The 23,864-nt window shown below is 37.9% G+C and carries 32 protein-coding genes; 17 read left to right on the top strand and 15 right to left on the bottom strand.

Going from position 1 to position 23,864, the window contains the following annotated elements; translation table 11 throughout:
• The first annotated feature begins 28 nt into the window (after nt 1–28).
• The 3 genes from EHO65_RS07005 (at nt 29) to EHO65_RS07015 (ending at nt 2,256) form a co-directional block, all read left to right on the top strand.
• The gene (locus EHO65_RS07005) at nt 29–652 is read left to right on the top strand and encodes a YiiX family permuted papain-like enzyme (RefSeq protein ID WP_135773426.1); all 624 of its coding nucleotides are present in this window, start codon (nt 29–31) and stop codon (nt 650–652) included.
• 99 nt (nt 653–751) lie between these two features.
• Entirely contained in the window at nt 752–1,552 is an 801-nt protein-coding gene (locus EHO65_RS07010; RefSeq protein WP_135773427.1) for a hypothetical protein, read from the top strand.
• A 146-nt stretch (nt 1,553–1,698) separates the two neighbouring features.
• The gene (locus tag EHO65_RS07015) at nt 1,699–2,256 is read left to right on the top strand and encodes a dihydrofolate reductase family protein (RefSeq protein WP_135773428.1); all 558 of its coding nucleotides are present in this window, start codon (nt 1,699–1,701) and stop codon (nt 2,254–2,256) included.
• A 46-nt stretch (nt 2,257–2,302) separates the two neighbouring features.
• Here EHO65_RS07015 and EHO65_RS07020 read toward each other — a convergent pair whose 3' ends face one another.
• Nucleotides 2,303–3,073: a methyltransferase family protein gene (locus EHO65_RS07020; RefSeq protein WP_244243466.1), complete on the bottom strand. Its 771-nt coding sequence runs from the start codon at nt 3,071–3,073 to the stop codon at nt 2,303–2,305.
• Nucleotides 3,074–3,264: 191 nt separating this feature from the next.
• Here EHO65_RS07020 and EHO65_RS07025 point away from each other — a divergent pair, with 191 nt between their 5' ends.
• Nucleotides 3,265–3,681: a MarR family winged helix-turn-helix transcriptional regulator gene (locus tag EHO65_RS07025; protein WP_135773430.1), complete on the top strand. Its 417-nt coding sequence runs from the start codon at nt 3,265–3,267 to the stop codon at nt 3,679–3,681.
• Between the two features lie 4 nt (nt 3,682–3,685).
• On the opposite strand, the gene EHO65_RS07030 is transcribed toward EHO65_RS07025, so the two are convergent.
• Entirely contained in the window at nt 3,686–4,288 is a 603-nt protein-coding gene (locus EHO65_RS07030) for a dihydrofolate reductase family protein (RefSeq protein ID WP_135773431.1), read from the bottom strand.
• Between the two features lie 134 nt (nt 4,289–4,422).
• Here EHO65_RS07030 and EHO65_RS07035 point away from each other — a divergent pair, with 134 nt between their 5' ends.
• Complete coding sequence (locus EHO65_RS07035; protein ID WP_135773432.1) at nt 4,423–4,803, top strand: VOC family protein; 381 nt, start codon at nt 4,423–4,425, stop codon at nt 4,801–4,803.
• On the top strand, nt 4,779–5,927 hold the full coding sequence (locus tag EHO65_RS07040) for a hypothetical protein (RefSeq protein ID WP_135773433.1): 1,149 nt from the start codon (nt 4,779–4,781) through the stop codon (nt 5,925–5,927). Before EHO65_RS07035 ends, EHO65_RS07040 begins: the two co-directional genes overlap by 25 nt.
• Here EHO65_RS07040 and EHO65_RS07045 read toward each other — a convergent pair.
• On the bottom strand, nt 5,924–6,340 hold the full coding sequence (locus EHO65_RS07045; protein WP_135773434.1) for an SRPBCC family protein: 417 nt from the start codon (nt 6,338–6,340) through the stop codon (nt 5,924–5,926). The genes EHO65_RS07040 and EHO65_RS07045 overlap by 4 nt on opposite strands.
• 47 nt (nt 6,341–6,387) lie before the next feature.
• Here EHO65_RS07045 and EHO65_RS07050 point away from each other — a divergent pair, with 47 nt between their 5' ends.
• Genes EHO65_RS07050 through EHO65_RS07060 form a run of 3 tightly spaced genes read left to right on the top strand, consistent with a single transcriptional unit; the run spans nt 6,388 to nt 7,604 of the window.
• Nucleotides 6,388–6,747, top strand: a complete 360-nt coding sequence (locus tag EHO65_RS07050) for an MmcQ/YjbR family DNA-binding protein (protein WP_135773435.1) — start codon at nt 6,388–6,390, stop codon at nt 6,745–6,747.
• 21 nt (nt 6,748–6,768) lie between these two features.
• Entirely contained in the window at nt 6,769–7,218 is a 450-nt protein-coding gene (locus EHO65_RS07055; protein ID WP_135773436.1) for a GNAT family N-acetyltransferase, read from the top strand.
• Nucleotides 7,215–7,604, top strand: coding sequence for a DUF1801 domain-containing protein (locus EHO65_RS07060; RefSeq protein WP_135773437.1), 390 nt, complete (start codon nt 7,215–7,217; stop codon nt 7,602–7,604). The genes EHO65_RS07055 and EHO65_RS07060 overlap by 4 nt, the downstream gene beginning before the upstream one ends.
• A gap of 48 nt (nt 7,605–7,652) precedes the next feature.
• Here EHO65_RS07060 and EHO65_RS07065 read toward each other — a convergent pair whose 3' ends face one another.
• From EHO65_RS07065 to EHO65_RS07075, 3 genes are all read right to left on the bottom strand, one after another.
• Nucleotides 7,653–8,120, bottom strand: a complete 468-nt coding sequence (locus EHO65_RS07065; RefSeq protein WP_135773438.1) for an SRPBCC family protein — start codon at nt 8,118–8,120, stop codon at nt 7,653–7,655.
• 63 nt (nt 8,121–8,183) lie between these two features.
• Nucleotides 8,184–8,645, bottom strand: coding sequence for an SRPBCC family protein (locus EHO65_RS07070; RefSeq protein ID WP_135773439.1), 462 nt, complete (start codon nt 8,643–8,645; stop codon nt 8,184–8,186).
• Complete coding sequence (locus EHO65_RS07075) at nt 8,608–8,988, bottom strand: ArsR/SmtB family transcription factor (RefSeq protein WP_135773440.1); 381 nt, start codon at nt 8,986–8,988, stop codon at nt 8,608–8,610. Before EHO65_RS07075 ends, EHO65_RS07070 begins: the two co-directional genes overlap by 38 nt.
• Nucleotides 8,989–9,155: 167 nt before the next feature.
• On the opposite strand from EHO65_RS07075, the gene EHO65_RS07080 reads away from it, so the two are divergent.
• The 4 genes from EHO65_RS07080 to EHO65_RS07095 all read left to right on the top strand — a co-directional run bounded on the left by EHO65_RS07080 (nt 9,156) and on the right by EHO65_RS07095 (nt 11,240).
• A complete protein-coding gene (locus EHO65_RS07080; protein ID WP_135773441.1) occupies nt 9,156–9,569 on the top strand; it encodes a hypothetical protein in 414 nt (137 codons plus the stop codon).
• A gap of 49 nt (nt 9,570–9,618) precedes the next feature.
• Nucleotides 9,619–10,005 (top strand): iron chaperone, encoded by a 387-nt coding sequence (locus EHO65_RS07085; RefSeq protein ID WP_135773442.1) that lies wholly within the window; start codon nt 9,619–9,621, stop codon nt 10,003–10,005.
• Between the two features lie 145 nt (nt 10,006–10,150).
• Nucleotides 10,151–10,555 (top strand): DoxX family protein, encoded by a 405-nt coding sequence (locus tag EHO65_RS07090; protein ID WP_086445883.1) that lies wholly within the window; start codon nt 10,151–10,153, stop codon nt 10,553–10,555.
• A 49-nt stretch (nt 10,556–10,604) separates the two neighbouring features.
• Nucleotides 10,605–11,240 (top strand): hypothetical protein, encoded by a 636-nt coding sequence (locus EHO65_RS07095; RefSeq protein WP_244243467.1) that lies wholly within the window; start codon nt 10,605–10,607, stop codon nt 11,238–11,240.
• Nucleotides 11,241–11,244: 4 nt separating this feature from the next.
• On the opposite strand, the gene EHO65_RS07100 is transcribed toward EHO65_RS07095, so the two are convergent.
• Nucleotides 11,245–11,475: a helix-turn-helix domain-containing protein gene (locus EHO65_RS07100; protein WP_135773443.1), complete on the bottom strand. Its 231-nt coding sequence runs from the start codon at nt 11,473–11,475 to the stop codon at nt 11,245–11,247.
• Nucleotides 11,476–11,669: 194 nt separating this feature from the next.
• Here EHO65_RS07100 and EHO65_RS07105 point away from each other — a divergent pair, with 194 nt between their 5' ends.
• The 4 genes from EHO65_RS07105 (at nt 11,670) to EHO65_RS07115 (ending at nt 14,301) form a co-directional block, all read left to right on the top strand.
• A complete protein-coding gene (locus EHO65_RS07105) occupies nt 11,670–13,223 on the top strand; it encodes an NAD(P)/FAD-dependent oxidoreductase (RefSeq protein WP_135773444.1) in 1,554 nt (517 codons plus the stop codon).
• Nucleotides 13,224–13,234: 11 nt separating this feature from the next.
• Nucleotides 13,235–13,477, top strand: a complete 243-nt coding sequence (locus EHO65_RS20030) for a hypothetical protein (RefSeq protein WP_244243468.1) — start codon at nt 13,235–13,237, stop codon at nt 13,475–13,477.
• On the top strand, nt 13,447–13,755 hold the full coding sequence (locus EHO65_RS20035) for a GyrI-like domain-containing protein (RefSeq protein WP_244243484.1): 309 nt from the start codon (nt 13,447–13,449) through the stop codon (nt 13,753–13,755). Before EHO65_RS20030 ends, EHO65_RS20035 begins: the two co-directional genes overlap by 31 nt.
• A gap of 102 nt (nt 13,756–13,857) precedes the next feature.
• Nucleotides 13,858–14,301: a DUF1801 domain-containing protein gene (locus EHO65_RS07115; protein WP_135773445.1), complete on the top strand. Its 444-nt coding sequence runs from the start codon at nt 13,858–13,860 to the stop codon at nt 14,299–14,301.
• Here EHO65_RS07115 and EHO65_RS07120 read toward each other — a convergent pair.
• The 8 genes from EHO65_RS07120 to EHO65_RS07155 all read right to left on the bottom strand — a co-directional run bounded on the left by EHO65_RS07120 (nt 14,298) and on the right by EHO65_RS07155 (nt 23,757).
• Nucleotides 14,298–14,726: an acyl-CoA thioesterase gene (locus EHO65_RS07120; RefSeq protein ID WP_135773446.1), complete on the bottom strand. Its 429-nt coding sequence runs from the start codon at nt 14,724–14,726 to the stop codon at nt 14,298–14,300. The genes EHO65_RS07115 and EHO65_RS07120 overlap by 4 nt on opposite strands.
• Nucleotides 14,727–14,747: 21 nt before the next feature.
• Entirely contained in the window at nt 14,748–15,467 is a 720-nt protein-coding gene (locus EHO65_RS07125; protein WP_135773447.1) for a hypothetical protein, read from the bottom strand.
• A 53-nt stretch (nt 15,468–15,520) separates the two neighbouring features.
• The gene (locus EHO65_RS07130) at nt 15,521–17,089 is read right to left on the bottom strand and encodes an FMN-binding glutamate synthase family protein (protein WP_135773448.1); all 1,569 of its coding nucleotides are present in this window, start codon (nt 17,087–17,089) and stop codon (nt 15,521–15,523) included.
• 94 nt (nt 17,090–17,183) lie between these two features.
• On the bottom strand, nt 17,184–17,981 hold the full coding sequence (locus EHO65_RS07135) for a UDP-2,3-diacylglucosamine diphosphatase (RefSeq protein ID WP_135773449.1): 798 nt from the start codon (nt 17,979–17,981) through the stop codon (nt 17,184–17,186).
• Nucleotides 17,982–18,118: 137 nt separating this feature from the next.
• Nucleotides 18,119–19,381: a porin gene (locus tag EHO65_RS07140; RefSeq protein ID WP_135773450.1), complete on the bottom strand. Its 1,263-nt coding sequence runs from the start codon at nt 19,379–19,381 to the stop codon at nt 18,119–18,121.
• Between the two features lie 92 nt (nt 19,382–19,473).
• Complete coding sequence (locus tag EHO65_RS07145; RefSeq protein WP_208744030.1) at nt 19,474–19,866, bottom strand: DoxX family protein; 393 nt, start codon at nt 19,864–19,866, stop codon at nt 19,474–19,476.
• 58 nt (nt 19,867–19,924) lie between these two features.
• Nucleotides 19,925–21,859 carry an AMP-dependent synthetase/ligase gene (locus EHO65_RS07150; RefSeq protein WP_135773452.1) on the bottom strand — a complete coding sequence of 645 codons (1,935 nt, stop codon included), beginning with the start codon at nt 21,857–21,859 and terminating at the stop codon, nt 19,925–19,927.
• A 101-nt stretch (nt 21,860–21,960) separates the two neighbouring features.
• The gene (locus tag EHO65_RS07155) at nt 21,961–23,757 is read right to left on the bottom strand and encodes a diguanylate cyclase (protein ID WP_135773453.1); all 1,797 of its coding nucleotides are present in this window, start codon (nt 23,755–23,757) and stop codon (nt 21,961–21,963) included.
• Nucleotides 23,758–23,864 lie beyond the last annotated feature (107 nt).

The following is a 23,864-nucleotide window of genomic DNA, read 5'->3' on the forward strand; positions in this document are numbered from 1 at the left end:
TTATTTAAAAATTATTTAAGAAGAAAAAATGAATAAGACTCTTTTACTAATAGTAATTCTTTTTACATCTTTCTGGAATTTAAAACCGGAGCAGATTAAGTCTTCGGATTTGATGGAAGGGGATATTATATTTCACGAATCAAACTCTGAGCAAGCTAAGGCAATTAAAGCAGCAACTAAATCAAGATACACACACGTTGGAATTATTTTTAAATACGGTAATGATTATAAGGTTCTTGAGGCAGTTGAACCGGTGAGAATTACTCCTTTGTCTTCTTTTATTAAAAGAGGTCAGAAAAATCACTATGTTATCAAACGACTTAAAGATCGTGAAAAGGTATTAACTAATAATAAAATTCAAGAAATGAAACAATATGGAGAATCTCTGTTAGGCCGACATTATGATATATATTTTGGCTGGCAAGATGATCGTATTTACTGCACTGAACTAATCTGGAAATTGTATGATAAATTTACAGGTAAGGAATTAGGTGAGTTGAAAACTTTAAAAGATTTCGACTTATCATCAATTAAAGTGCAGTATTTAATGAAAAAGCGATATGGAAATAATATCCCTTACTCTGAACCGGTAATTTCTCCGGTTGATATGTTCAACTCAAGTGAATTGATTACTATAATCAGTTATAATTAGGCTGCTACGCCTAACTATCAGCTCTGACGCTTCGCTTCGAGATGCTAACACATTCTCACTTAGGTTTGCATTGATTTATATTGAAAGGTTTTGGCTAAGATGAATTATTCTAAACTGACGGGTCCTGTGATTGTATTCAGCGTTTTTCTGAACGTTAATTGTTTCTTCATTGCTCAAAATGAAATCCGCTTTTTGAAAACGGATCCCGAAACCAAAATTATTCATGAAATAACTGATCATTCGATTCAAAATGTTTTTACATATAGTAAACCGCTATTACTTGATCATTCGCAAGAATATCTTACTGTCTTTGCGACTAAGTATCCTAGGCAGACTGATGGCTTTGGAAGTAATTCTGGCCGAAATTTTAATAATTCATCTCTATTGGAATTAAACACTTCATCATACGGCAGATATTTTACAGAAATAGAGGTCGATTCAAAGTATGTCAAAATTTGTAAGATCAAGACTACGGACTGTAGATTTGTTGAAAGTGCCGGGGAAATTATAAAATCGATCTATTTATCGCGTCTCGAATTTAATACAGAGTATGATAGTAATAATCTTAAAATCGTTAATTTCTCTTTGATCCAAATTGAATCCTCGGTAGATAAGAGTTTTGATATTCGTTACGACTTTTTCTTATCTGATCTGAATAAGAAATATATTCGACTAATTCCCACTGAATCGAGCTTTGCAGATTTCGAATACAATATTGAAACGAATAATCTCTTCATAACTGTTTTATATGATAGCAATAAAGATGGTAAGTTTAGCACGGATATAGATCGATCCGCTGTCTTAAAGGTCAATGTTAATCATCCGTCTATTGGAGTAGAAATAATAAATAAGTCAGAAATTCAGCGAATTTTTCAGTTAGATAAGAAAAATACTAATTAACAAAAAAATGTTCTCGAGCCTTGGTCATTTACCGAAATGGAGAAGATTATAAATTATTGTAATTCTATATTAGAACTCTTTTATCCAAACAAAATTTCAATTATTCCTTGCTTGCATTCTTTGATTAACTCTTTATAAACAGATCTATGAGAAAAGTTATTTTTGCGATCAACACTAGCGCCGATGGATATTACGGCCACATGGATATGCTTCCCGACGAAGAACTGCATAAATACTTCACGGATCTGTTACGTACTGCAGGCCTTATCCTTTATGGTCGGGTCACATATCAAATGATGGTACCATTTTGGCCAGAAATAGCGAGAGACCAATCAATGTCAGAATTAACGAACGAGTTCGCCCGGGTGTTTGATTCACTTGAGAAAGTCTTATTCTCTACCACGCTAAAACATGTCGAAGATCCAAATACTAGACTGGCTAGTGAGAGTCTATCGAACGAGGTGATTGCGCTGAAGAACCTTCCTGGGAAAGATATTTTTGTTGGTAGTTTGAGTATCGCTTCTCAATTATCTAATCTCAATTTGATCGATGAGTATCGTTTTGTAGTTCATCCGGTGATCGTAGGAAAAGGTCCTAAATTATTCGATACTATGAAATTACAAGAGAGGGTTCTGCTGGACTTTCTTGATTCACAAACTTTACAATCCGGTATTACTGCCCTTCGTTACAAAAGTCGGGTTTGAAGATAAATTCTTCTCTTCAAGCCGTTTCTTTGTATTGGCAAAACTCTTAATCTTTTGTAATTTTTTGCCTCAGCAATAGCAAAGGTAAAAGCATAGGAACTGTGCGTTTATAATTCAGATATTTCTCACCGAAAGTCCTGATTAGATCTCTTTCTTCAAAGAATGTTCCTATAATGATATAAATTGTCAGACCGATAGAGAGAATTAAATGACCTAAATTCATTAATGGCGTACTCCATAGAGCTAAAATCATTCCTAACATCATCGGATGACGTACCAATTTATAAAGTGATGGTGTAGAAAATTCTGAGGGATATGATTCGGTTTTTATAAGAAAATTCCAGGCTTGTCTCAATCCAAAAAGTTCAAAGTGATCTATCAAAAATGTAGAAACCACTGATAGGATAATTCCTATTAAGAAAATTGAATAAATGGCGTACTTCCAGGGACTATTCTGAATAATCCATATCTCGATATGGATTGGTTGCCATAGGATTGAGAGTGCGATCAAAGTAATACTTACTATAAAAACGTAAAAACTTCTTTCAATCGGTAATGGTATTATTCGCTTACAATATTTTTTGAAACCTGGCCTTGCCATTACGCTGTGAGGAATTCCGAATATTGCTATTAATCCAATGTTTAAAAAAATCGACTCTTTTAGTCCGATTTGAAATTCGAATGTGAATGGATCTAAGAATTGAGTAGCATCGAGCAGCCGAAAGACAAAAAGAATAATGCTAAAAAGATAGATCGTATACGAAATAAGAGCAAATATTAAATATATAATTCGTATAAATGTATTTTCTGCGGACATGTTCGCCTCCAAAATGCTTGGCATTCAAAGTATTCTAAAAATTCTCAACTAATCTAAAAAACTGACGGTCGGTATTGTAAATTATAAATCAAAGAAATTCCTTTGTTAGGGATAATATTGCTTGGTATTCAAAGTAATTTTTAATAAGTATAAAACTGTTCATTCAGAAGGCATGGGAGAACAAGAGAAGAATGAAACAAGATAGACTATTAGTCTTGGTTACTGCATTACGAGATCAAATTCTAGATGAGGTAAAAAAAGACTATTTACGTTTTGGACTTACGAATATAACTCCCGCGATGGGCGCTGTTCTTTGTGCACTTAAAAATGACCATCCACAATCTATGAAAGAGATAGCGAGGCAGATTTTTAGAGACCAATCTAGTGTTACTCCGCTAGTACAAAAGTTAGTCGATTTAAATCTTGCAATCCAAGAACGCTCATCCATTGACGCAAGGGAGTCCCAGGTTAGATTAACGACGCCCGGAAAAAATACACGTTTGAAAATAATTCGTGCAGGAAGAAAAATGAATGCTCGCTTATACAAAGGTATGTCAGCAGGCGATAGAAAGACTTTGATTTCGCTATTAGCTCAGCTAAAAAAGTAAACAATCATATTTCAAAACTTCCTGTCTTGACTTCTCCAGCACGCTTATAATTAGCAATAATGACTCCATTTGAAGAAACTTGGCTTTCAGTCACTTTGAACATCGCAGGGATTGTGCCATCTGCAAACAATCGTTTCCCACTGCCTAACGTTAGCGGGTATATCTTTAGCCAAAATTCATCAACCAAATCATGTTTCATGAGTGTCTGAACTAAATTTGCACTTCCGTATACATGTAAATCTGGTCCTTCTTCTTTTTTAAGTTTGCTGATCTTTTCCACAATGTCTCCGTTTAAAAACACTGACGGCTTCCATTCGCTACTAGTCCTAGTATTTGAGGCAACGTACTTAGTTACCGTCATGATGGGTGGCCAAAAGTCAGAATGTTTGGGCCAATAGGGTTCCCAAATATCAAAGGTTTTACGACCTAATAGCAGATCAAACGGTAGATTCATCTGTTTCTCCATAACTGTTCCGGTAAGATCATCAAAGATTGGAGCTTGCCATCCGCTATATTTAAAGCCACCACTAGTATCTTCTTCTTCGCCACCCGGGCCTTGGATGACTCCATCAAGAGTGACAAATTCGAGTACGATAATTTTTCTCATGGTTATATTCCTTATAAGGTATATTTCGGCACGATTATTGGAGCAAAAATTTCATACACGTCAATAGCATTTAGTTAGCTATTTTAAACCATCTTGTGTAGTATCGGAAAAACTAAAGTAGTTTGGAGGCATTTATGAAACGAGTTACAGGTATTGGTGGGATCTTCTTCAGTGCTAAAGACCCTGCTAAATTAGGTTCCTGGTACAAAACTCATCTTGGAATAGATGTCCAGTCTTGGGGCGGTGCAGCGTTTCGTTGGGTTGATTCTGCCGGTAATCCTACAAATGGCACAACTGCCTGGTCAGTCGGAGATGGCACTTATTTCGCACCGAGCAATTCTACATTCATGGTTAACTATAGAGTGGAAGATCTTCACGGACTATTGAAAGTACTTCGAGAAGAAGGTTGTCAAGTGTTGGAGAAGGTAGAAGAATCAGAATACGGGATATTTGGTTGGGTCATGGATCCGGAAGGCAATAAGGTGGAGCTATGGCAACCACCAGTTGGCCAGTAACAATTGGTCTTGAACATTATACGTATGGATCAACGGAGAACACTTTGCAGACTTTTCGATATCCAAATTCCGCAATAAATAAGGATCGCCAAACTGTATTCGTACAACTGCCTTTGATTTTTCTAGGTATAAGTATTCCGTTAACCTTGTTCATGTACGCTATCGGGAAAGGTGAACTATTCCTTCCGATAATTATGGTTGTCATAATGTTATTTGTAGCCATTGTCACGATCTACTTCAGATATCTTACAGTTTCGGTTTATTGGAAAGATTACAGGGTTCTCCTCTCCGGTTTTAATATTTCCGTTTTTTCCGATGGAAAAGCAATTTTTGAGGGTGCCTCCTATGATTTATCTTCGTTTCAATACGATATTTTTTCTCGCGGGATTTTATTAGGACATCCTAGGGGTGGAATTTTAATTCCGGATACGATTGAAAATGTTCAGGTACTTTTTCAAACTTTAAACGCGATGAGAACAGGTAAGCCTGCAGGAAATGTGGACCAGATATTGTTGCAGGATTTTTTGCAAGAACGTCTTTCACTTGTAAGTAAACATATTGAATATAATCCAGTTCTACAAAAAGTTCGGATTATATGGGATCATCCACTATGTCCATTTCCAATTTGCATAGGCGCTATGCTTATTACTGTAGGATTATTTGATCTTATTTTTTATAAAAACCCCACTAGTCATCCGATCACTTTGTGTATCGCCTATATTATTACTGGTATTTTCTTTCTATTTCTGGCAAGAATCTGGAAAAGAGAATGTTGGATCAATATTGCCGAAAAAAGTTTTATTCTGAAAAAAGGACTTAGTACTTTTACAGGTTTAATCGATTTGTTAGGTGTTGTTTCTTCCAAAGTCCTAACTGCCGATTTATCAATCTCGGAACGATATCATTTGTCTATTTCTAGTGAAGGAAAGATTTTCGAAATTGGACCCTCGCAAGAGTTTCCGGACCATGCTTTTAATGCTGCACAGGATCTTGTAAGTAAGATGGATGTAAAATTGCTGAAAAATCGCAGTAAGCCCAAGTTCCTGATAGATAATTGGATTCCAGCAGCTCTTATTGCCGGTGGACTTGCCGCGATTGGATCTTTTATTCCAAAATTCCTTTAATTGGCCTCCGTATACTTCTTAAAATTATCAAGTATCGCCTGCCAACCGCCTCTTTGCATTTCAATTGGGTTTTCTGATTCAGGATCAAAACTTACTATTACAATGGTCTTATTATCTTTATTCTCAAAGCTTACTGTTGCTTTTCTACCATCTCCCATAGTATAAGCAAAATTTTTCTGGTCGACGACTGTGTCGTAAATCGCTTCAAATTCGAATCCGAAACTTCCATCCTTAGCTTCCATTCTCGCGCTGTACTTACCACCCGGTTTCAGATCATTTTTTGCCCACGGACATTGCCAATCATCAGTGGCAAAATTCCATTTGATAATATGCTCTGGATTGGTGTAATAGTCCCAGGCTTTTTTAATATCTGTAGCAATAGTCGCTTGGATAGTGATTTGTTTTGAGTCCATTTTAGGGAATCTAACAGACTATTCTCTATGAGAAAAGCATTTTCCGTATGATATCTTTAGACAAAGTAAGAAAACTTGCATTAGCTCTTCCTGAAGCAAAAGAAGAACCTCATTTTGAAAAAATTTCATTCAGAGTGAGTAAGAAAATTTTTGCAACAGTGGATCAGGAGAATAAAAAGATCGTTCTTAAATTTGATCTGAATGACCAGGATTTCTTTTCAGCAGCATCTAAGGGTTCCGTTTATCCTATAGAAAATAAATGGGGACAGCAGGGTTGGACCTGTGTTGAAATGAGATCGACTGATTTGGCTTTATTTAAAGATATGTTAGTGGTTTCTTATTGTGGAGTCGCTCCCAAAAGACTTGTAGAAGCGATCCAACAAAACCCAAAATCTCGTAAAAAATAATTAATCCAATATATAAGTCAAATGAGCATCGAAACTATTTCGAATAAAAATATAGATGAAGTTCTTCCTCTAATCCGCAAATATCAGGAGTTCTACAAGATAGAATCTATCAATGATGAGAAGAATAAAATATTCTTTTCTCAGTTTGAAGAGGGTAGTAATTCCGGATGTTTATTCGGATATAGGAAAAAAGATAAATTAGTAGGTTTCGCTACTGTATATTTTTCTTATGCATCAAGTATCATTAGCAAAGTGGCAATTATGAATGATCTTTTCACTTTAGCTGAATTTAGAAAACAAGGAATTGGCGAATCATTGATCGATCATTGTGCCAAATATGCAAAATCTCAAGGAGCCACCAGATTACAATGGGTGACTGCTCCTGATAATTTAAATGCTCAAGCCTTATATAATAAAATAGGGGCAAAACAAAGTAGCTGGGAATTTTTCACTTATAATATAATCGCATGAATAAAGAAGTCCAAAAATACAATAATTCACAAACGAAAATTGAAAAAGAGATTTGTAATATTCTTTCTCAGGAAATTGATCTTTATCTTCCTAAAGCAGAAAACAAGATTTGGCATGCTCATCCGGTTTGGTTCTTAGATGGGAATCCAATCGTAGGTTATAGCAAACTGAAAAATTGCATTCGATTACTCTTTTGGAGCGGGCAATCTTTTGATGAAGAAGGTTTAGAACCGGAAGGTTCCTTTAAAGCCGCCGAGGTCCGTTATACAAGTCCAGATCAAATAAATAAAAAAGATCTAAAACGATGGGTCAATAAGGCAAAGAAAATACAGTGGGATTATAAAAATATTGTAAAGCGAAAAGGTGTTCTTGAAAGATTAAAATAATTTTGCAAAAGCAGCGCGAAGTCATCCAATACCCCCGCGCTTAAACTTTTAATTAAAGTCATCAATTTTAAGATCATCCGGTGCAGGTTTACCAGTACCAGTTTCAATCAAATCTTTTAGACTAAGTAAGAAGACTGCCCATTTCATACTGCAATGTGCAGTAAAATCGCTTTCTACTTTCCAATCCTGATGCCTAAAATAAATAAGAGTCAATGCTGTTCCGTCAGGTGCAATTCCCGGATTCAATTTGAAATTGATATGAGAACCGATCCAATCTTCCGGTCCTGATGTACATTCCCATAGAACATTTTGTGATGAAAGTTCTTGAACCTTCATGTCGATTCCCGCTATTCCGAAATCAAAATGAATAGGTTCTCCTATACCGGAAGTCCCGCCTGTAAACGGTCCACCCACTTGTTTAGTCCACCATCCTGAAAGTCCTTCCTTAGTCGTCAGCGCATTGATGACATCCGCAGCCCCTGCACGAACGCCTATCTTATGATAGATTCCGTTCATCTTATTCTCCTTACGTTTCTCGTTTCTTTTTCTTTCCGGCTTATCGCCGATAAAAGTACTGTATTATTCTTTTCTGAACTGCCATTTCTCAAGGCTATCCAGAATATGGGTCCATCCTGCTTTATGGGATGTGGTCGCATCTTCTCCAATTAAACGTTCATGGATTAACGTTATGAGTGTTTGCGGTTTATTGTTTGTATTTGAAGACTCTTCTTTTAAAAGATCGAAGGTGACTGTGACCAATGTATCTAAGCCTTCTGTTGCGTGTGATCTCCAAGTAAATACTAATTTTTTCGGCTCTTCGATAATCTGGTATTCACCTTCGTGCGGAAGAACTTTGCCTTCATGTAACATATTGATCTTAAATTTTCCGCCTGGACGGGGATCTAATGTGGCAGACTCGATCCCGATCGAGTTCCCTGGTAAAAACCAACTGGAAAATTCTTCCGCTTTTAGCCAGGCTCGAAACAACCTGATTGGTTCAGCGTTAATTCTTTTTTCTATTTTTACGACCTGGTTTATCATGGTCTTGCTCCTCTATAAAGGATTCTAGTCTATCGAGTTTATTGGTCCAGAATTCCTGATGATATGTAAGCCATGCAGAAGCTTCCATAAGAGATTGGTTTTGTAGTTCAAGTCGGAAGCTACGGCCATCTTCCTGATCCCGCACTTTACGAACTAAGCCAGCTGATGTAAGCACATCTATATGTTTAGCCACTCCAGCAAATGACATAGAAAAAGGTTCTGCCAATTCTGAAATGCTGAGGGGCCTTTTTCTCAATTTGGCAAGCATTTGCCTTCTTGAACTATCTGCAAGGGCAGCGAATACACGATCCAGCCTTTGTTCATTTTTATGAAATACAACCATTTAGTTGAATAAATGAGCTTGGGTCCCCGATTGTCAAATATTAAACTAGTTGGTTTAATAAATTTTTTGAACCCTGAAATTTGCCTAAAAGATCATTTATTTTGCACTTGCATTGTTTTAATAAGCCGTTTAAATCATTTATTTTTTGAACGATGGGGCATTAAATTATGAATCCTTATGTTAGAAATACCTTATCCGTGATTGCTGGACTTGTTCTTGGAAGTATAGTGAATATGGGAATTATTACGATCAGCGGGAGTATTATTCCTCCTCCCGAAGGTGCTGATGTTACCACAATGGAGGGACTAAAGGCTTCTATTCATTTATTCCAACCCAAACATTTTATATTTCCCTTTTTAGCTCATGCTCTCGGAACATTCGTAGGGGCGTTGGTTACAGCTTTTCTTGTAACAAATCATAAACTCAAATTTGCTTTAGCGATTGGAGCTTTCTTTTTAGTAGGCGGGACGGCGAACGTTCTAATGCTCCCGTCACCTGCTTGGTTTAATGTAGTAGATCTGGTTGGAGCTTATATTCCGACAAGTTATCTTGCGGGAATATTGATCATTAAGAAAAAGTAAATTAGATCGAACGGAACTTCTTCTGATCTAAATTCTGTCAGGGTTATGCATGGATAAGACAAAAAACACATTCCAATCAATTGATGAATACATCAAAACTTTTCCGAAAGAGGTCCAGTACATTCTTCAGGAACTCAGAAAAGTGATCCAAGAAGAAGCTCCAGAAGCAAGTGAGAAGATCAGTTATCAAATCCCGACTTTCTATCTGAACGGAAATTTAGTACATTTTGCTGCCTATAAAAATCATATCGGCTTTTATCCTGGAGCAAGCGGTATTGCTAAATTCAAAAAGGAAATCGATAAATATAAAAATGCAAAAGGTTCGGTTCAATTTCCGATAGCTCAACCTTTACCTTTTGATTTAGTCCGTAAGATCGTAAAATTCAGAGTGGGAGAATATAAGAAGAAGGTCCCTAAAAAAGCGAAAAAGAAATAATTTCACAAAATATGCTGGCGATGAGTAGTCATCTTTGCGACAAACATCAGATTGTCGCATAATAGTATTCAAAATTCTTGTAATAGTTCTTGAACTTTTCCACCGAAGATCTCAAAATTGCACTCTCATTTGGAGGGACTATAGAATGGGATCAGAAAACGTTTCGAAAGGTCAACTTTGGACCGGTCGAGTGCTCAGCGGATTGGTTACACTTTTTCTGCTTTTTGATGGAGTATTAAAATTTTTCTTAGATAAAATGCCGCCAGAGGCACAAGCAGAGGGAGCTAAACTAGGCTATCCACCTGAGGTTATGCCTTACTTAGGAACAGTCTTGATCGTTAGCACCTTGTTATACGCTTTTCCTAGAACTGCTGTTTTAGGAGCAACCTTGCTTACAGGTTATTTAGGAGGTGCTGTTGCTACTCATGTTCGTGTTTTAAATCCTCTTGGTTCTCATATTTTATTTCCTACCTATCTGGGGATTATTCTATGGGCAGGATTATATCTCAGATTTCCTAAATTAAGAGAAGTCACTCCTTGGCAGAAATAGAATAATAAGTCGCGATGTAGATGATCCAAATTCAGGAAAAATTTGCATCGTGACAGTTCTTCCGATTTTGAAGTATAAATCCTTAATATTCACCTTTCTATTTTTATGTGTCGATTGCGGCACGACGATACAGGTTGTTCAAGATCCTTTCAGAGACATTATTGTTGTTAAGATGGATATGGACCACGAGGCGAAAGTGGATAATCCTAACAAGAATGTGTATTCTTACGGCGGTCAATACGCGAAAGAAATTAAGAATGGAGTGATTTCTCAGATCACTTTGATCATCAGACTCCAAGGTACTGAAACTCTTGCTGCCCTGGGACCGGAAGCATACATAAAAATTGATCGTAAATCTACGAAACTGATTCTCTCTGATTCGAATTATTCTGCAAATCAAGTAACTGTTCGTACTCAAGTTCCTGCAAATATGGGACCCGGAATCGGTTTTGGATACGGCTACGGCGGCGTTCCTATGACTACCACCAGGACTTCTACATTAACTTCTAATATTCTTTCAGGCAAGTTGACTTTTACGAAAGAAATGGAGAATGATATTCTTTCTGCGAAATCTCTTCAATTTAGATTGTATAGTGCGAATGATGCAATTGATCTATTTGTTTCCGACTCTCAGCTTGAGATCATCCAAAAGTTTATAAAGAATAGGGGAGAAGTCCAAAAATAAGTTTCTATTTTTGAGAGAATGCAGAGAAAAAATAAACTGCAGGTTTATCATACAATTGATACAACTTTAAGAAGATCTCCACTTCTAAAGATATACTTCCTGATTCTAACTTCGAAATGAAACTTTGACTGGTCCCTAACTGCTCGGCGACTTCTGATTGAGTGAGCCCGGCTTCGATCCTTGCCTGTTTCAGGGACTTTAAGAATTTTTTCTTTTGCCGGTCCGTTACTTTCAAGAATTTGCCTGGTTTACCAACTTAGTGATAAATCTAGGATTTTTGCGATTCTAATTTCGATCTTCCCCCGGAATCTTCATTTTCGTTTACTTCCTTCCGATTTATTCCAAACCTTTCTTAAAATTTCTTGCCTCAATCTTCCTTTCTTTTTTAACTCCATTACATACAAATCCTAAAACTTTTGGTCCTAAACTATGACCCAAGAATTAGAACTTAGGCTTTTGCCTGAGATCGCCGAACAATCGGATCGGCTTACAGAATATATTTCCAAATCCAAAAAGATCTCTTTGTCGGATATCACACATATTGAGGTCTTAAATCATTCTATTGATGCCAGACAAAAAACTGTATTCGTTAATCTCAAAGTTCGAGTTTATATTAACGAAGAATTTGTAGCGGAACAGGTCCATCTTCCTGATTTTCCTGATGTAAAAAATTCCAAAGAAGTGATCGTTATCGGCGCTGGGCCTGCGGGTTTATTCTCTGCTTTAGAGCTCATTCAGTCCGGTTTAAAACCTATTGTTTTGGAAAGAGGAAAGGACGTTAAATCAAGGCCCAAAGATCTTCAGAATATCAATGCTCACCATATTGTGGATGAGGATTCTAATTATTGTTTCGGAGAAGGTGGGGCAGGTACTTACTCCGACGGTAAACTTTATACAAGATCCAAAAAGAGAGGAAATATCCGTCGTATCTTGGAGCTACTTGTAGGTTTTGGAGCAAATCCTAATATTCTAATAGAAGCACATCCTCATATAGGGACCAATAAACTTCCTAATATCGTTCGTAGAATGAGAGAAACTATCCAAGAAAGAGGAGGAGAAGTCCATTTCAATCAAAGAGTAACCGATCTGATCTTAGAAGGGAATTCTATTAAAGGTGTTGTCACTAAGAATGGAGATCGTTTTCTTTCCGACAAAGTAATTTTGGCCACTGGACATTCTGCTCGAGATATATTCGAATTATTATATCATAAAGGAATAGAGATCCATTTAAAACCTTTGGCTGTAGGAGTCAGGGTAGAGCATAAACAATCCTTAATAGATTCGATCCAGTACAGCTGTGAAGATAGAGGCCCCTTTCTTCCTCCTTCTCCTTATAGTATCGTAAAACAGATCCAGGGAAGGGGAGTGTATTCTTTTTGTATGTGTCCTGGAGGAGTAATTGCAGCTTGTGCCACAAAACCGGGAGAAGTTGTCACTAATGGATGGTCATCTTCCAAAAGAGCGAGGCCTACTGCAAATTCAGGGATAGTAGTGGAACTCAGACAGGAGGACTTTCTTCCATTCCAAAAGTTTGGACCTTTGGCTGCGATGGAGTTCCAGAAAGAGATAGAACAAAAGGCTTGGATTGCTGGAGGGAAAACACAAACTGCTCCGGCGACTCGACTTCTAGATTTTGTAGAAGGTAAAATTTCTTCCGATCTGCCTAAAACTTCTTATCCTCCTGGAATTGTGTCTGCGGATCTTTCTTCGGTTCTTCCTAAATTCGTAATGAAGGCTTTGCAAAACGGATTCAAAGAATTTAATAAATCCATGAAAGGATATTTAACAAACGAAGCAGTGGTTCATGCTCCCGAGACCAGGACTTCTTCTCCCGTTAGTATTCCTAGGGATCCGGAAACTTTGGAACATATCCGCATCAAAGGTTTGTATCCTTGCGGAGAAGGAGCCGGATATGCAGGTGGGATCGTATCTGCCGCGATGGACGGTATCAGATGTGCACAAGCTTGTGCGGTTAGTGTTTAGAATTTCTAATCATGATAAACCATTATGACAAAATAGATTCTGCGCTGGATTTTATTGAAAAAAATCTCAAGAATAATATCTCCGTAAAGGATGTCTCAGAGAATTCATTCAGTTCTCTTTGGCATTTCCAAAGAATATTCAGATATATGACCGGATATTCCGTGTATTCATATATTCGAAAAAGAAGGCTTTCTGAAGCGGCACAAAAACTGATCCTAACAAAATCCAAGGCGTTTATTCTAATTGGGACTTAGAGGAGAATTTTGATTTTTTCGTAGGTGCAGAAGTAAACCCCGAGGTTTCAGCTCCTTCTGGCCTTACAAAACAAATACTAACTGCTTCGAAATATATGTTATTCACCGTTCCCGGGAATACTACTGAAAAGTTACTGAACGCTTGGAAATATATTTACGGTACATGGCTTGCAAATAGTGAATATGAAAGAGGATCGGAAGATGATTTTGAGGTTTTTGACGAAAGATTCTGGGATCCCCAAAATCCACTTTCTGAAATTTATATTTCAATTCGTTAAAAAGCACAAAAGGTCAAGATTGAATATTGGAATTCCTGTATAATCTTAAGCTAAGAAATATTGCATTATAGGAACTCCTACAGCGGAGATCTAAGTATCCCCATGCCCCAGAAAAAGAATCAGTTCCAAAAATTCACGAATCCGGATGTGGCGGAAACATTCTCAGAATATTCCCCCTCAGTCCGAGAAAAATTATTTCGTTTGAGAGAACTTATATTCGAAACCGCGCAAGAGATCCAAGAAGTTGGGAGGATAGAAGAGGTCCTAAAATGGGGACAGCCTAGTTATCTCACTCCCGAATCCAAAAGTGGAACTACGATCCGCATAGATGCGATCAAAGGGGAATCGAAAGAATATGCGATCTTCTTTCATTGCCAAACGGATCTCATCTCCAGATTCAGAAAATTATACCCTAAAACATTTCATTTTGAAGGAAATAGAAGTATTATATTTTCAGAAAGTTCTAAGCTGCCTGAAAAGGAACTAAAACAATGTATTTCTTTTGCTTTAACTTACCATTCTGATAAAAAGAAAAAGCCGAATTAAAACCAGGATCTAAAAATATCCGGGACATTACTTACAGTTCTGGTAGCGTAATCCATAAACACTAAACCTGTTTTGGCATTACATACAATTTTTCCATTAATAGGTCCATCTGTATGGATCATTCTATAATACAGATCGCAACCTTTTGCACTGAAATCTCCAGCACCGATCTCTACTCGGACCTGATCTCCAAAAAAAGCTTCTGCCTTATATTCTACTACCAGATCGGTAAGAATAATACCGTACCCGTTCACATCCAGTTCTGAAAATCCCTTCTCTTTGAATAGTCTTGCTCTGGATTCATGTAAAAGAGAAACCACTTTATCATGAGCTAAATGTGCCGCAAAATTTGTATCATAGATCCTGATATTTAAGCTGGTGGACCAAGCCAATTTTTCGGGAAGATCCAGTTGAACTCTTGCCATTATTTATCCTTTTGAAATGTACTAGTTGTTATAGCCCTTTTCCTTGCGGGCCTCTTCTAATTTTCGGATTACATCTTCTGCATCTTGTATTTTCTCTCTTTCCTCTTCCGGAGTCATTGTTTCCGGCTGTGTAGGAATGGTGAGATTGTCCATTTGTGTATCATCTTTTAAGAAAAAAATACCGTAAGAGATAAGTCCTATGATCAAACCGGAAATGATACTTATTCTTTGTCCCGCTTCTATGCCATAGAATAGAACTAGAATAGTCAAAAAGGAAAAGTATATAAAGAATATTAAATATACGATAGACCCGAAAATTCCAGTAAATCCAAAGAAGATCAGAAATCCCAAGATCAAAAATGAATGAGCAAGTTTAGAACTTAATTCTAGACCTCTATTAGTTTCGAAAGGGTAAGAGAAAATTTTAGAAATTCCCCAAAGGACTCCTGTGCTTGCTCCTATATAAATTATAGTTAATAGTAATGCATACAGAGTCCCGAAAAATAAGTCGGGTATAATCACTCTGGTTAGCATATTCAGAAGAGATCCGCCTAAAAACACATACTGCAATCCTAGAGCTTTAAAAGAAAGATGTGCGAAAAAATATCCGACCAAGATGGGGATAGAAGTTTTAACAAATAAGATCGGATATCCGGGGAAGGGTGCTTTTTTTTGAAGTTCTTCTTTAGGAGAACGAATAAAGTTCCAGAAATTTTGAAAAAAAGATGAGATCAGTTTCATTCGGGTCCCGCAAATATTTACAGGGACCCGACCTAATGCAAGCGATTTAAAAACTAACTGAGTGCAGTGATATTGCTCGTATAATCCATCATTGTGGTGAATTTTACAGGAGCTCTTTCGTATTCCAAAACTTCAGTCAGGGTCCTGAATCTATTTTGACCCGCTCCGATCTCTATATCGTTCCCAGTAAATTGAAGCGGATGTTCGTATCCGCATGCATGAGCCACAGATAATAATTCTTTTCTAAACCCTTTGATATAGTTTGCCGCACGTTTTGCTTTTAACTCCACATCCAAACCTGCCTGTAGCCATTTACTTTGTGTGGCTACTCCTGCTGGGCAATGGCCTGTATGACATTTTTGTGCTTGGATACAACCTATAGACATCATGGCCTCTCTTGCTACGTGGATTAGATCACAACCCATAGCGAATGCAACTATGGCTCTGTCCGGAAAACCTAATTTTCCACTTCCGATCCATACAACTCTATCGGCAATTTCGTACTTTTGAAAAATCTTATATACTCTAGCAAATCCCACCTTAAAGGGAAGAGAAACGTGATCGGTAAAAGTTAATGGTGCCGCTCCTGTTCCTCCTTCTCCTCCATCGATCGTGATGAAATCAGGACCTTGTCCTGTTTCTTTCATCCTACTCGCAAGTTCCTCCCAAAACTTAGATTCTCCCACTGCACTTTTAATCCCTATCGGAAGACCCGAAGCAGATGCTAATTTTTCTATAAAATCGATCAGGCTTTTTACATCGTCGAATTCAGTATGCGCATTAGGCGAAATACAATCCTGCCCAGGTTTAATCCCTCTGATCTCTGCGATCTCTTTGGTTACCTTCGCACCAGGTAGAATCCCTCCTTTCCCGGGTTTTGCACCTTGAGAAAGTTTGATCTCAATTGCTCTCACATTCGGATTTGCATCTAAACGTTTTAAGAAATGATCTAAGGAAAATTTACCTTTTTCGTCCCTTGCACCGAAATATCCTGTTCCTAATTGCCATACAACATCTGCACCGAAATTATGATAAGGAGAAAGTCCACCTTCTCCCGTATTATGATAACAACGTGCGATCTTTGCGCCTTTGTCTAAGGAAGATACTGCTCTTTCTCCTAAAGATCCATAAGACATTGCGGAGATGTTTACAACTGATGCAGGTCTATATAATTTTTTTCTGTTCCTGAATTCTCCCATCACTTTGAGAGAAGGGATCATAGAACTATCACCTTCTATAAACTTTGCTTTGCTGTCAGAGAAGGGGAAAGCGGAATGTTTGATGATAGGATAACCTGCGTCGTATAATAATTCGGTAGTTCCAAAACCGAAATTATTATTTTGCATCTTCGCTGTGGCGTAGACCCAGGATCTCTCCGCCCTGTTAAAAGGCATTTCCTCCTTATCGTTTGCCACCCAGTATTGCCTGAGCTCCGGTCCTATTTTTTCAAATAGATATCTGATATGGCCAACGATCGGAAAGTTATGTTTGATCGTATGTTTTTTCTGGAATATATCATGGATAAAAACGCAGAATAAAAAAAGGAAAGCGACTCCCGACCAAAAAAGCCAAGCGTGTTCATCTATCAAGTTCAGATATTCTATTAATAGTTCTTCAGACATGCGCCGAAGTATAGCCGACAGGCAAGAAATTGCAAATTAGTTTTTAGGGGTTTAGATCCTAAGTTAAGAGCGATGCGACAATATCAGAAAACAATCAAACATGTAAGACGAATTCTTTTTTGAATTCTTTTCTTGCAGTCATCCTAATTCCTGAAAATTTTTTGCCATCCTGGATTACGAAACTATTACTCTTCACCCAATCCCCAGTATTGATAATATTCATTTTGGGGATACATAAGAAATCATGGGTATGACCCGAGATCAAAACCTTCTTATCTTGGTGAGTAAGTTTGGAAAGTTTTTGGTAATAATGTAATGCCTCTTCTACTGTGCTTGGGTCTTGTCTGTTTAAATGTTTATGGTAGAAGTTTTCTGAAAATTTGAATAATGCAGGAAGAGCGGACGCGAATATATGAAGGATTCTTAAGACAAGAATGGAGCCCATCCAGGTAAATTTATTGTACTGTCCTTGGTGTCCATGGATAGCGATCAGAGTTTCATTCTCTGCCTTTTCACAGATGATCCAACCTCTTTCAATCAGATAATGTTCTACCTTAGGGGTAAGTCTCATCAGGTAAGAAGTGGTATCATGGTTCCCAATAATATAATATTTTTTCCCGTTCCCGGAAGAGAGCCGATCCAAACGTTCGAAAAGTTTATTAAATCTTTTTTTGCCTTTTACTCTTTGTAACCTTCTATCCGCGCTGAAAAACCAGTTTTCAATAATGTCCCCGACAAGGTATAGATTGTCGAATCTGACTTCCTTTTTATTCAGATGATCCAGTAATTGGAAGAGCTCTTTGTGCTTATGGGATTTGATCTTCTTGTTCAGAAGATAATGGATGTCCGAAATGAAAAACGCGTCGTAAAGTCTTCCTCTTCGAAATTTCATCTAGTAGAATAATACCTTACTTCCATAAGACGAAATCTTGCAAGATTGTCAACGGATTCGAGACTCGGATCGCCTTTCTAAAAACTTTTCAAGATGAAAAAACGATTACATTTTTTCTAAGGACTCTTCTTGGTCCTTTATAAAAATACCTGTATCTGGGCCCGGATCCTGTGAGAGCCTAAACTATCCACATATCCCCCTTCCAAATACGCATAATCAGCTTGTATTTTCAAATTATGATCTTTGAGATAATAGGAAACTGCGAGGCCTCTTTCTCTAGAATAAGTAAGTTTTGGATCTGTTTTTCCCCAAGGTCTGTATTCCGAATACCTAAGCGCCACTCCTAGATTATTTTTAAAAAGATAACCTAGTTGGAAAAATCCTCCCTTTACGGATCTGGAATATTCCGTTAGCGTTCTGTTCCCGATCTCTTTTTCCATAAAAGGGGAGTTTGCCTTTCTGGTCAGATATTCTCCGGAAGCAGAAAAACCTTTCCATTGGAATAAAAACTCTGCTCCGGTATTCGTGTAATCGAATCTTGCAAATTGGTAAGTTTCTCCATGGGTAGAAAGTTCGCGATTTGTATTTTGGTTATTTGCACCTGCGACAGAGATAGCAAGTTTTGGTTTTGCAGAATGTTCCAGATCCGGTTCTCCGTTATCTGAAAAAACTCCCAAAGGATAATAGGTAAGTTTTCCGCTAGTTAGCACCCCGCTTGAGTTAGCGCTCCTATTTCTTCCTTCTCCCCCAAAAACCCCCGCGGAATATCCTAAACAATTCCATCCAAATAGATTAGAAGAAGATACTAAAACACCAACGTCCCTATCCAGATTCAATTCTTCATTCGTAACGGTTCTATCCACAAATTCTTGCAGACCATCTGAAATGAATCTTTGGCGATTGAAAGGGACTTTCATTTGTCCGACTTTAATATTTGCATTATCAAATTTTGTATAAGATAGAGAAGCATCCCTTAAAGGAACAGGTCTATCTTCTTCCATATCTAAATTAGAAAAAGATAATTGAACGTAATATTGCCAATCTTTGCCTAAAAAATTTCCTGAAAACACAAGCCTTGCTCTTCTTGCCTGGAATTCCAAACCTTCCGTTTGTTTTTCTCCTTCTTCTTGGCGAATTGTTTCGACTGCTCTTTCTTGAAAACGGACTCTCATATTCAGGAAGTTTTGTTTATCGGAAGTTTCGAAAGAGAGTCCTTTTCCGAAACCCATACTAGTCAGAATATGTTCCTGTAATTCTTGCTGTGAATTTGGATTTTTTTCGGAGCTTTCGGTTTGGCGTTGCCGGACCTTCTTCTTTTTAACCGATTTGATCGACTCCGCATTTACGGATTGGGAAAACAGAAAGAATAGAAGTGTGAAAATTGGATAGCGAGCTTTCATATTTTTCTTATCTTCAAAATTGGAACCTAGGTTTAGTACAACCGTTCCTTTTTAAAGATAAGAATTTAAAAGAATTTCTAAAAATTCTGGAACTAGGTCGGAGGCCTATGGTCCCACTCTAGATTCAGTATAATGATGCAAGAAACAAGGACGCTAACTGCCAAAGCGAATAATAATCCCCCATCATCATCTACCACTATTCCTAAAAATAGAAGATGAGATAAAACAGCCCCGATCATTAATCCAAAACCTACTAAGGCCCCGACGAATCTGGATGCTGGGAAAATCAAAAGTGCTGCTACAAAAAATTCGACTGAACCGGTTCCGATCCTTCCCCAAGGTTCTATCCCCAGAGTGGAAAAGATATGTACTGATTCGTCTTGCCCGGTGAATTTAAAAAATAAGGTCTGCAAAAATACAAGAGCCGAAAAAACGGAAAGTATCGTGGACAATCGATTCTTTACTGTTTGGGTCAAAACCGGCATAAAATCTCCTTTATCTTGGATTCGATCCTTTCTCAGATTCGTTACGCCGAATGGACTTTTATCTGAATAATTCATTAATTTGATTCTTATATTTGTCCGAGACGACGTTCCTTTTCACCTTCATAGTCATGGTTAACTCGTCTCCAGGTTCGAATTTTTTCGGTAGAAGGTAAAAATTAGATACTTTTTCGAAATTTTTAAAACCGTTTTTAGAGGAAACTCTCTCTTTAATCTCTTTTTTGAATAATTCTCTAACATCCGGATCGGAATTCGGATCGGCAATTTCTTGTAATAATCTGGACTTCCAGTCGCGTAATTGTTTGTCCAAAACTTCCCAATCGGGGACCAAAAGTGCACTTAACGTTTTTTGGTCATGGCCTACTATCATCGCCTGTAAGATCAATTCACTTTGGGTAAGAGCGAATTCGATCGGCTCAGGTTCCAAATTTTCTCCACCCAAAAGTACGATTGTGTCCTTGGCCCTTCCTGCGTATTTTAATTCTCCCTGAGAGGTCCAAAGAAGAAGGTCCCCTGAATTCAACCAGCCGTCCTTCATCGTCTCTGCAGTTTTTTCCGGATCTAGATAATATCCCTGCATGATATGACCGCCTTTATGCCAAGCGATCCCTTTCACTCCAGGTTTGTGAATCTCTTCTCCCTTTTCATCTAAGATCTTGATCTCCACTCCCGGTATACATTTTCCCAAGGTGCCAACTGTGATCCGATCTAACCTTCTTCTGGTAGAAGCTCCGCTAGTCTCAGTCATTCCATATCCTTCTAAAATAGGAATTCCTATAGAATTAAAAAATCTGTCTATGTATTCCGGAAGCGCTCCCGCTCCGGAGATCGCAAATTTTAATTTTCCACCCAGGCTTTTTCGTATTTTAGAAAATAATAATTGAGCAAGTATATTTGGAACAAACCAGAAGAATGTTCCGACTAGTCCGCTCATTCTATGGAAAAACTCTCCAAAGAATGATCTTGGATTTAATGCAAACTCCAAACCCAAAAGCCTGCTCTTATATTTATAATAAGAATTTGCTACTGATTGGAAAGTTTTGAAAATAGTTTTAGCTATGGGGGAAGCGTCTTTTAGTTTATCCTGTACCTTATTGTAAAAACTTTCCCAAACTCTAGGTACGGAAAGAAGGAATGTAGGTTTGATATCCTGCAGATCCTGTCCCAAACTAGAGATGGATGTAAATGCTTCCGAAGCTCCTGCTCGAACACAAGCAGTCTCAATCAATCTTTCTGCAATATGCCAAGGTGGAAGATAAGCCATGGTTCTATCTTCTGGAGTGATACGAACATCATCCAAGGCCAAAGACATATTTACGTTAAACACTATGTTTCTATGAGTAAGCATCACTCCCTTCGGACGACCTGTAGTCCCGGAAGTATAAACTATAGTAGCAAGATCCGATTCTTGAATGGATTCTCCTCTAGAATGAAATTCTAATTCTCCTTTTTCTTGGATCCATCTGTCTCCTAAAGAGATTAGATCATCTAGATGCAAAAGTTTAAATGGATGTCGTTGTTCGGAAAGATGAGAAGATTCAAAAAGAATAACGGTCTTTAAATGAGGAAATGAAGAGGAGGAAGAACTGATCTTACGAACCACTTCCGAATTTCCTGCAAAACAAACTTCTGCCTTTGAATGGTTTAAAATATAGATCAGATCTTCGAGTGTGGAATCGGTTCCTCTAGGCACATCCACACTTCCGATATTCGTAATCCCCATACTCGCCCAAATCCAACGATGCCCGGAATCGGCGATCAGACCTACATTCTCTCCTTTTTTAACTCCAATAGATACAAGACCCAAACCGATCCTAGTAACTATATCACCCAACTCTTTAAAGTTTAAGGATTTATAAGTTTTACCATCCGGTTTAAAGAATTGAGCAGGATGCTCTTTAAAAGTATCTGTAGAAGACTTTAAAGTCCAATATAATGTCTGAGAATTTAGAAAGGGGAGTTTGAGAGGTTCCATGCGGGGACCGATTTTAATCCCAACTATGCCGAGGGTCCAGGAAAAATTAAATTTTCATGATTTTCCCGAATGTCTTTCTCGAACGATTGTTTCGGAAAGGATCAATGACGTATATGATTTCGACCAAATGCCTTGGAATCGTATAGGTTTTTGTCAGCTAATCCTAACAATTCTTGGTAAGAATGGATATCACGATCGGTATTACTGGAAACACCTATAGATACAGTTACTCTTGTGAAGGTACTTTCTGAATGAGGTATCCCCATATCTTCTACTGTCTGTAACATGTTCAAGGCAACTACTATAGCACCTTCCACAGGGGTATCAGGAAGAATAACGGAGAATTCCTCTCCACCGTATCTTGCGATCATATCAGAAGAACGGTTTAAACATTCTTTTAATGCTTGGGCAACCTGGCAGAGTACTTGGTCTCCTTTTAAATGACCATAGGTATCGTTATACGCCTTGAAGAAGTCCACATCTATCATTAAAAGAGAAAGTGGTCTTTCCGTTCTAACGGAACGGTTCCATTCTCTTTCCAATTCTTGATCGAAAAATCTTCTGTTAGCCACACCGGTCAAAGGGTCCATTAGAGAAAGTTCAAATAGTTTATCCGCTTTCTCCTTATATTCTTCTTTTTCCTTTTGGAAAGTGTTGATCCGATCTACGAGTCCCAAAGAAAGAAGAATAACGTTGCTCAAAACGCCAATTTTTAATGTTCCGGAAGCGATCTCTTCTGAATCAAAAAGGCCCAGTCTATTCAGAGAAAATATGAATACTCCAATTAAGCTGAACATCCATGCGCTTAGAAAAATTCTGGCCTTTCTATCCTTTCTGACACTTTGAACTAAAGAGATGATCATTAGCACCAGGATTTCCGGAATAGGAAGGATCGAGGTAAAGGGCATCAGATATTTTAATGGTAAAAATATTGGTAAAATGGTCAGAATAGACCAAACAATCGTTAGTCCTCGGATGAATATATGTAGGATCGGATAAGTATCTCTTGTCTGTAGATATTCTTCTGCAAATAGACCTAAAAATATCATCGCAATACATGTAGCCGTAATAAAGGAAGAATTCACAAATTTAGGGGAATCCGGGGACAAGAACCAGAAGCCATATCCGGAACTCATAACCAAAAAGTAGGTCACCGCAAAAATTAGAATTACATAATATATATATGTTTTTTCCCGGATACCCAAGAATAGGAAGAAATTATAAAATACCATCACTCCCAAGGCTCCGAAATAGATTCCGTCTATGAGTAAGGAGGTCCTGGAAGAGCGATCCAGATTAGATTTGGTAACAAGATGAAGAGGCAAAGTGAGAGACCCTTCCGTCTTTACCCGGATAAACACTTCTATCTTTCCCTTGTCTTCTAAAGTTAAAGGAAATACAAAATATCTCTCTGCGATCGGTCTTTCCTTAAATGGAAGCATGTCTCCCGTATGGAATTCACCTTCTCTACCTTTGGAATCTTTCCAATACACATCTACATAATCTATGTGAGGATATTCTAAGGTAAGAAAACGTTCTTCTGAAAGAGATTCTTCAGCTTCTACGGAGAACTTAAGCCAATAAGGAGAAGGATCATAGCCGAAGTTTGGCATTCTATCCGTATTCTTTTTGAATTCGACTTCGGAGTCAGCGGCGGAGATATCTTCCCAGGTTAGGGTTCCTTCTGTGTCTTTGAAATAAGTGATCTCCTCTCTTAGGGGAATTTTACCCGGTGAATGAGAATCCAAACGAAGCACAGGACCCTGTTCTGGAACGGGATCCGCAAAGTAAGAATAGGGGAGGGCGAGAGAAAGCAACGCCGTCCATAAAACAAGAGGAAGGCGATTCCGAGTTATGGATGTTTCGATTTTTTCGAATGTCTCGGAATCTTTTGGCATACCGAAAATATTCTTACCTACCTAGAGATGTCAAAAAACTTTCGCGGAAACGATACGATTTTGACGGTTCTTCTAGATAAAATATAACTTTAGAACTTTCGGAAACC

Origin of the sequence: Leptospira andrefontaineae (assembly GCF_004770105.1) — a bacterium.
GTDB classification, from domain to species: Bacteria; Spirochaetota; Leptospiria; order Leptospirales; family Leptospiraceae; genus Leptospira_B; species Leptospira_B andrefontaineae.

Coding starts and splice junctions, on each gene's coding strand:
- EHO65_RS07145 (WP_208744030.1), bottom strand. CDS start 19,866: ATGCCGGTTTTGACCCAAACAGTAAAGAATCGATTGTCCACGATACTT.
- EHO65_RS07050 (WP_135773435.1), top strand. CDS start 6,388: ATGATATCTTTAGACAAAGTAAGAAAACTTGCATTAGCTCTTCCTGAA.
- EHO65_RS07125 (WP_135773447.1), bottom strand. CDS start 15,467: ATGAAACTGATCTCATCTTTTTTTCAAAATTTCTGGAACTTTATTCGT.
- EHO65_RS07080 (WP_135773441.1), top strand. CDS start 9,156: ATGAATCCTTATGTTAGAAATACCTTATCCGTGATTGCTGGACTTGTT.
- EHO65_RS07045 (WP_135773434.1), bottom strand. CDS start 6,340: ATGGACTCAAAACAAATCACTATCCAAGCGACTATTGCTACAGATATT.
- EHO65_RS07060 (WP_135773437.1), top strand. CDS start 7,215: ATGAATAAAGAAGTCCAAAAATACAATAATTCACAAACGAAAATTGAA.
- EHO65_RS07130 (WP_135773448.1), bottom strand. CDS start 17,089: ATGTCTGAAGAACTATTAATAGAATATCTGAACTTGATAGATGAACAC.
- EHO65_RS07155 (WP_135773453.1), bottom strand. CDS start 23,757: ATGCCAAAAGATTCCGAGACATTCGAAAAAATCGAAACATCCATAACT.
- EHO65_RS07120 (WP_135773446.1), bottom strand. CDS start 14,726: ATGGCAAGAGTTCAACTGGATCTTCCCGAAAAATTGGCTTGGTCCACC.
- EHO65_RS20030 (WP_244243468.1), top strand. CDS start 13,235: ATGATAAACCATTATGACAAAATAGATTCTGCGCTGGATTTTATTGAA.
- EHO65_RS07040 (WP_135773433.1), top strand. CDS start 4,779: ATGGCAACCACCAGTTGGCCAGTAACAATTGGTCTTGAACATTATACG.
- EHO65_RS07115 (WP_135773445.1), top strand. CDS start 13,858: ATGCCCCAGAAAAAGAATCAGTTCCAAAAATTCACGAATCCGGATGTG.
- EHO65_RS07010 (WP_135773427.1), top strand. CDS start 752: ATGAATTATTCTAAACTGACGGGTCCTGTGATTGTATTCAGCGTTTTT.
- EHO65_RS07150 (WP_135773452.1), bottom strand. CDS start 21,859: ATGGAACCTCTCAAACTCCCCTTTCTAAATTCTCAGACATTATATTGG.
- EHO65_RS07065 (WP_135773438.1), bottom strand. CDS start 8,120: ATGAACGGAATCTATCATAAGATAGGCGTTCGTGCAGGGGCTGCGGAT.
- EHO65_RS07035 (WP_135773432.1), top strand. CDS start 4,423: ATGAAACGAGTTACAGGTATTGGTGGGATCTTCTTCAGTGCTAAAGAC.
- EHO65_RS07005 (WP_135773426.1), top strand. CDS start 29: ATGAATAAGACTCTTTTACTAATAGTAATTCTTTTTACATCTTTCTGG.
- EHO65_RS07140 (WP_135773450.1), bottom strand. CDS start 19,381: ATGAAAGCTCGCTATCCAATTTTCACACTTCTATTCTTTCTGTTTTCC.
- EHO65_RS07085 (WP_135773442.1), top strand. CDS start 9,619: ATGGATAAGACAAAAAACACATTCCAATCAATTGATGAATACATCAAA.
- EHO65_RS07135 (WP_135773449.1), bottom strand. CDS start 17,981: ATGAAATTTCGAAGAGGAAGACTTTACGACGCGTTTTTCATTTCGGAC.
- EHO65_RS07025 (WP_135773430.1), top strand. CDS start 3,265: ATGAAACAAGATAGACTATTAGTCTTGGTTACTGCATTACGAGATCAA.
- EHO65_RS07055 (WP_135773436.1), top strand. CDS start 6,769: ATGAGCATCGAAACTATTTCGAATAAAAATATAGATGAAGTTCTTCCT.
- EHO65_RS07090 (WP_086445883.1), top strand. CDS start 10,151: ATGGGATCAGAAAACGTTTCGAAAGGTCAACTTTGGACCGGTCGAGTG.
- EHO65_RS07105 (WP_135773444.1), top strand. CDS start 11,670: ATGACCCAAGAATTAGAACTTAGGCTTTTGCCTGAGATCGCCGAACAA.
- EHO65_RS07015 (WP_135773428.1), top strand. CDS start 1,699: ATGAGAAAAGTTATTTTTGCGATCAACACTAGCGCCGATGGATATTAC.
- EHO65_RS07075 (WP_135773440.1), bottom strand. CDS start 8,988: ATGGTTGTATTTCATAAAAATGAACAAAGGCTGGATCGTGTATTCGCT.
- EHO65_RS07070 (WP_135773439.1), bottom strand. CDS start 8,645: ATGATAAACCAGGTCGTAAAAATAGAAAAAAGAATTAACGCTGAACCA.
- EHO65_RS07020 (WP_244243466.1), bottom strand. CDS start 3,073: ATGTCCGCAGAAAATACATTTATACGAATTATATATTTAATATTTGCT.
- EHO65_RS07030 (WP_135773431.1), bottom strand. CDS start 4,288: ATGAGAAAAATTATCGTACTCGAATTTGTCACTCTTGATGGAGTCATC.